Source organism: Aeromonas salmonicida subsp. salmonicida (assembly GCF_001643305.1).
GTDB lineage: Bacteria > Pseudomonadota > Gammaproteobacteria > Enterobacterales > Aeromonadaceae > Aeromonas > Aeromonas salmonicida.
In genome coordinates this window covers 111981-117980 of sequence record NZ_LSGW01000118.1, presented here as the reverse complement: position 1 = coordinate 117980, position 6000 = coordinate 111981, and the positions used below count along the sequence as shown (strand labels likewise).

General features: G+C 59.0%; 3 protein-coding genes, 1 tRNA gene, 1 rRNA gene and 1 pseudogene. 5 read left to right on the top strand and 1 reads right to left on the bottom strand.

Going from position 1 to position 6000, the window contains the following annotated elements; all coding sequences use genetic code 11:
* Window positions 1-124 precede the first annotated feature (124 nt).
* The 4 genes and pseudogenes from AXW79_RS21730 to AXW79_RS21715 all read left to right on the top strand — a co-directional run bounded on the left by AXW79_RS21730 (window position 125) and on the right by AXW79_RS21715 (window position 2742).
* Window positions 125-200 (top strand) — tRNA-Thr (locus AXW79_RS21730).
* 15 nt (window positions 201-215) lie between these two features.
* Window positions 216-330: ribosomal RNA gene (rrf, locus tag AXW79_RS21725) — 5S ribosomal RNA — on the top strand.
* Window positions 331-483: 153 nt separating this feature from the next.
* Window positions 484-1438, top strand: a pseudogene (gene ebgR / locus AXW79_RS21720) (transcriptional regulator EbgR).
* A gap of 353 nt (window positions 1439-1791) precedes the next feature.
* Window positions 1792-2742 (top strand): bile acid:sodium symporter family protein, encoded by a 951-nt coding sequence (locus AXW79_RS21715; RefSeq protein ID WP_005320049.1) that lies wholly within the window; start codon window positions 1792-1794, stop codon window positions 2740-2742.
* Between the two features lie 79 nt (window positions 2743-2821).
* On the opposite strand, the gene AXW79_RS21710 is transcribed toward AXW79_RS21715, so the two are convergent.
* Window positions 2822-4882: a putative 4-mercaptohistidine N1-methyltransferase gene (locus tag AXW79_RS21710; protein ID WP_005320048.1), complete on the bottom strand. Its 2061-nt coding sequence runs from the start codon at window positions 4880-4882 to the stop codon at window positions 2822-2824.
* Window positions 4883-5229: 347 nt separating this feature from the next.
* Here AXW79_RS21710 and AXW79_RS21705 point away from each other — a divergent pair, with 347 nt between their 5' ends.
* A complete protein-coding gene (locus AXW79_RS21705) occupies window positions 5230-5952 on the top strand; it encodes a head GIN domain-containing protein (RefSeq protein ID WP_005320045.1) in 723 nt (240 codons plus the stop codon).
* The last annotated feature ends 48 nt before the right edge of the window (window positions 5953-6000 follow it).

Sequence of the window (6000 nt, the reverse complement as noted above, 5' to 3'; positions counted from 1 at the left end):
AGTAGGACACTGCCAGGCTTCAATTAAGCAATCACAGCGATGTGGTTGGTCGTGTGACAACGTAAGGTTGTTGCGGACGAGAGATTTAGATAACGCACGCAGTGCGGTCTTTACCGGTTAGTGTGCTGATATGGCTCAGTTGGTAGAGCGCATCCTTGGTAAGGATGAGGTCCCCAGTTCGACTCTGGGTATCAGCACCAGTTTTAAAGCTTTTTCCTGACGGCAATAGCGCTGTGGAACCACCTGATCCCATGCCGAACTCAGAAGTGAAACGCGGTAGCGCCGATGGTAGTGTGGCATTCGCCATGCGAGAGTAGGACACTGTCAGGCACCTATTTAGAAGAGGCCTCCCATTCGGGAGGCCTTTTTGCTTTGGAATTTTTCCTTCCGCGAGGTCATTTTTTAGTAAAAAAGCTGGGACGCCAATACGTTGCCCGATAATCTTGTCTGATGTTGTCGGGAGCCATCGCCAAAGGAGTATGCATGGCCACGTTGAAGGAAATTGCGCAGGAGGCCGGGGTGTCCCAGGCTACTGTATCGCGAGTGCTCAATGAAGACCCTACGCTGAGCGTCAAGGAAGATACCCGACAGAAGATATTCGAGATTGCCGAGCGTCTGGAGTACAAGACCAGCAGCGCCCGCAAAGGGGTTCACAAGAGCAAGCTGCACTTTCTGGTTGTCTATGCCTACCCGCAGAGTACCGAGGTCAATGATCCCTACTATCTCGCCATCCGATATGGCATCGAGACCCAGTGTGCCCGCCTCAATATCGAGCTGACCCATTTCTACAACGGTGGTGAAGGTCGTGAACTCTCCGCCGTTGGTCGTCGGACATTTGCCGCCAGAGCGTCTTGCCATGCTGTGCGGCCTCTCCACCCACCTGGTGTTTGTGGATTGCCGCTCCCAGAAAGAGTTCGATTCTGTGGATGTGGATCTGGCACTGATCAGCCAGCAGGTGGTCGATTACTTTATCGAACAAGCGCACCGGCGTATCGGTTATATCGGTGGTCAGAATGAGGCACCGGACCTGCGTGAGCTGGCTTTTTTCGACTACGGCCAACGGTTGGGAGTCGTGCAGGAGAGGGACCTCTACTGCGGGGATTTCTCCAGCGCTTCTGGCTATCGGTTGGCAAAAGAGATGCTGGAGGGGGATTGGCCCAAGGCGTTGTTCGTTGCCTCCGACTCCATCGCCATCGGGGTATTGAGGGCCATTCACGAGAAGGGATTGGCCATCCCCCAGCAGATTGAGCTTATCAGCGTCAATGACATCCCCACCGCCAAGTTCACCTTCCCGCCCCTCTCCACTGTGCGGATCCACTCCGAGTTGATGGGCTCCCAGGGGATCAATCTGTTGGTCGAACGGCTGCGCGATCAGCGCTCTGTACCACTGCGAGTATTGGTGCCCAGCCGGCTAATCTTGCGTGGTACCACCCGGTAGTTTTAGTAAAACTTGCTTACCTTCGGCCGCCTGATCCCGATACGTGGCTGATCCATGATTGGTCAGGTGTGCTGGTTGATGCCGCCCTTGGCGCGACCCTGAGCGGGGATATTCAGCTGGAGGTGCCGGGCGATCATCTTCTGGTCCGGTACCTGTCAGGACTGGGGTGATCCAGGCATGTTTAATTTCACTCTATCCACTGGTCGTTGCTCAACCTTGCGCCTCCTGGTTATCACGGTAAGCTGGAGGTTCGTCTCAACGGGAGGTGTCCGACACCTGCCGTTGTGTTTATTTCCCTCCCCGAGCCTGACTCCCGCCGTGGAGGCGGGATGCGCTTCTGATGGAGATTCCTTGTGCGTCTGGATCCCTTTACTTCTGTGTTGATTGCTGTGGTGGCCCTGGCCTCCTTCTTCCCCTGCGAGGGGCAGGTGGCCGTCTGGTTCGGTCTGCTGACCAAGCTGGCGGTGGCACTGTTGTTCTTCATGCACGGTGCCAAGCTGTCGCGCCAGAACCTGCTGGCGGGCCTCGGCCACTGGCGACTGCATCTGGTGGTGATGGCCAGCACTTTCGTGCTGTTCCCGCTGCTGGGGCTGCTGCTCACTCCGCTGGTGCCGCTCTGGCTGAGCCCGGCCATCTACCTCGGCTTCCTCTATCTGTGCGCTCTGCCCGCGACTGTACAGTCGGCCATCGCTTTTACCTCCATGGCGGGGGGCAATGTGTCGGCGGCGGTGTGCAGTGCCTCGGCCTCCAGTATCCTCGGCATCTTTCTCTCCCCCGTACTGGTGGGATTGATGATCAATGTGCAGGGAGAGGGGATCGATACCTGGCACTCCATCCAGGCCATCATGGTGCAGCTGATGCTGCCGTTCGTGGTGGGCCACCTTTCCCGGCCACTAATCGGCCGCTGGGTCGACAGCCATCGCCCGCTCATTGGCAAATTGGATCAGAGCTCCATTCTTCTGGTGGTCTATGTGGCCTTCAGTGAGGCCGTGGTGCAGGGGATATGGCATCAAGTAGGCTGGTACGATCTGGCCAGTATAGTGCTGCTGAGTTGCGTACTGCTGGCGCTGGTGCTGGGTTGGAACGTATGGATCAGCCGCCGCCTCGGTTTCGACAAGGCAGACGAGATCACCATCGTCTTCTGCGGCTCCAAGAAGAGCCTCGCCAACGGGGTCCCCATGGCCAACGTCATGTTCCCCGCTGCCAGCGTCGGGGTCATGGTACTGCCGCTGATGATCTTCCACCAAATCCAGCTGATGGTCTGCGCCGTGCTGGCTCGCCGCTACCACGAGCAGGGACATTGATACTCGCGTTGTTTTTGCTGCCATAACAAGAGGGAGGCCCGTTGGCCTCCCTCTTCTCATCTGCATGCCGATCGGCGTGCTAGCGTTTGCGCCAGACGGTCAGCTGCGCCATCGTGTGCTGGTATTTGCGGGCGGTCTCGCGGATGACGAAGGGAACATCTCGCGGTGGGCAGTGTTCCTCGAACTCCTCCGCCAGCAGACGTTGCAACGCCTGATAGGTGCTGAGGGCTTCGCCATTTTCACGGATGCCACCGAGCCAGTTGGCCTTTGGTGTGTACTCCGTCAGCCAGGTGTAAGGGCTGGTGAGCACCAGCAGGCCGCCGCTGCGCAGACGAGGGGCAATGTCCCGCAGGAAGCGGGCCGGTTCACGCAGTCGGTCGATCAGGTTGGCGGCGAGCACCAGATCGTAGTGGTCGTACTTGGGCTTGAGGTTGCAGGCATCCCCCTGACTGAAGTGGATGCGCTCGGCCTGCTCGGTGCCAAGCTGATGGCTCGACAGACGCGCCTCGCAATACTCCACAAGGTCTCCCTCCAGCGGTACGGCATAGCGGAAGCTGTCCTGACTGGCGAGGGAGAGTGCCACGTCGATGAAGCGGGCTGAGTAGTCCACCCCGTCCACATGCTGAAAGTGGCGAGCCAGTTCAAAGCTGGCACGACCGGTGGCGCAGCCGATATCCAGCGCCCGTTGGTGATTGCTGCATAGCTCGCTGGCAAGATCTGCCAGGGTCTTGGCGTAGTTGGCGACACCAAAGTGGGTCGGGCCGTACTGGAAGTCGAGGTATTGGGCGACCAGGGTATCGGTTTCGTAAGGATTCACTATGACGGGTTCCTGATAACGTGAGACCAGATAGCGGAAGCCCGCATGCTGGAAGAAGTGGCGACGAAAGGCGTAACGGGACGACTTGAGCGCCTCGTTGCCTGTGCTTATCCAGCTGCCGCCCTTGATGAGGGTGTGCTTGCCATCAAAAGTGGGTGTAGAGAAGTCATCGTAGAGCGGGTGAACCCGAAAGCCGTTGAAGCCATCGATGGCGGTGCTGGTCCACTGCCAGACGTTGCCCACCAGATCGAAGAAGCTGCCCTGAGGGCAGGCATCCACCGGGCAGGAGGAGGCGAAGCGGGCAAGATTGATGTTGCCGGGCGCATCGATCCAGTCCGGCTGATCCCCTGCCAGCTGTTCACGCAGCAGCATCCACTCCCCTTCGCTCGGCAGCTGGATGGGTAGTCCGGTCTGGGCCGCCTTCCAGCGACAGAAGGCGGCAGCTTCCAGCTGGTTCACCTCGGTGGGCCAATCCCAGGGCATGCTTACCCGCTCCGTCATCAACCTCAGCTGCAACTGCTCAGGCTCTGCTGGGTCGCCGACCCAGAAGGTGGGCATGCGCGCCCTGGCATACTGGCACCAACCCCAGCCCTCTTGATCCCACCACTCTTGCTGTTGATAGCCGCCGGCCTGAACGAAGTCGAGGTATTCGGCATTGCTCACCAGCATGCGGCTGGCCTGGAAGGGGGGGAGCTCGATGTGGCGCTCGCCATATTCGTTGTCCCAGCCATAAGTAGCGTCCCGTTTGCCGAGGCGCACCTGACCACCGGCCACTGGCAGCTGGCGGATCAATACGCTGGAGGTCTCGAGGTGGATGCGCTCGTGCTCTATCCCCATCAATATGACCCAGGCCGGGCTCTGCCAGTCGATGGGCAGTGTCAGCGGCATGTGGCGGATGAAGTCAATCACGCGGGTGCGTACCTTGGCGCGGTAGCTGCGCAGCTCGGCCACTCTGGGCCAGTCGTAGTGGGTTTCATCCAGATCGTCCCAGCTCATCTCATCCACACCGATGGCGACCATGGCCTCGATGCGGGCGTCGATGCGGCTATCGATGAGCCGGGCTGCCAGCAGCTTGTTGATGAAGAAGGCCGCGGTGTGGCCGTAGTAGAAAATGAGTGGATGGCGTAGCGGGATCGCCTTGTTGAACCAGGCGTGCTCATCGGCCAGGCAATCGAACAGACTCTCGTAGAGATCGAAAGTCTGGCAGAAGTAGCCGAGCAGTTCGCGGCGCTTCTGCTCGGGATCGCTGCCGGTCAGCAGCGGGGTACGGGTCGGCGCGGGCAGGCCGACGGCGGTGGAAAACTGGGTGCTGACTTGGGTCACACTCTGACTCCTTGTTGGCAGTAGCAAATGGATTACCGCAATGGAGAGCTTTATACGCACAAGGTATCACTATTGGCTCAACAGACAGGTGCGACAACCAAAAACTTCCCTGGCCCGTCAGCTGGGTAGCCCGGCGGGCGGTTGCAAGCTGACCGGGACTTGCCCCCGTTCGGGCATGGTCAGTTTTACCAACTTATGGTCTGAATGGCTCTCTACATTTTGATGACGATGCCATGAATAATAGGTATATCCATAAAAATCATATAGTTGGTTATATGGCACGATGTTTGCGCTCTTTGAGACCGAATGGGTCCGGACACGGCCAGAACACAACGAGGATAGTGACGATGAAACTGATAATGGGAATGATGCTGGCCATGGGGCTCAGTGGCTGCAGCTGGCTGGATGAGACACGGGTGACCGGGGCGGGGGCTGTCATCGAGCAGCATCAACCCATGGGCAAACAGGTGACCCGGGTGTTGGCCGGTGTGCCCGCCAACATTCATCTGGTGGCGGGTGAGGCGAGCGGCATTCATATCAAGGGACAGGAGAACCTCTTGCCCTATCTGGAGTTGACCGAGAGTGGCAGCAAGCTGGAGATAGAGGTGAAGGATGGCTACCGGCTTGACCCCACAGAGCCGCTGGATCTGACCATCACTCTGCCAGAGCTCCATGAACTGGCGCTGGCGGGCACAGGCCGTGGCGATCTGCATGGCTTCAAGGGGGACAGACTGGTGCTGTCTGTGGCCGGAACGGGTGACATAGTCGCCAGCAAGCTGGATTTGAACCGTCTGGAGGGCAACATAGCCGGCTCGGGTAGCCTGGATCTGGGTGAGGGATCAGCCAAAGCCATGGAGCTGAACATTGCCGGTTCCGGCGATGTGCTGGGGTCCGGGCTCGCCAGCGAAGATGTCGAGGTCAACATAGCAGGCAGCGGGGATGTGGAGGTACGGGCGCAGGAGCGGCTCAAGGTTGGTATTGCCGGATCCGGCTCGGTCAGTTACTGGGGAGATCCCAAGCTGCAGAGCGAGATCGCAGGCTCGGGGGACGTGACCCGCCAGGGCAGCTGAAGCCTGACCGCAAGCAGATAATCGAAGATAGAAAAAAACAGGCCCTTC

What these genes read in the sequence shown, in the direction of transcription:
- AXW79_RS21705 (WP_005320045.1), top strand. Translation starts at nt 5,230, where the DNA reads ATGAAACTGATAATGGGAATGATGCTGGCCATGGGGCTCAGTGGCTGC.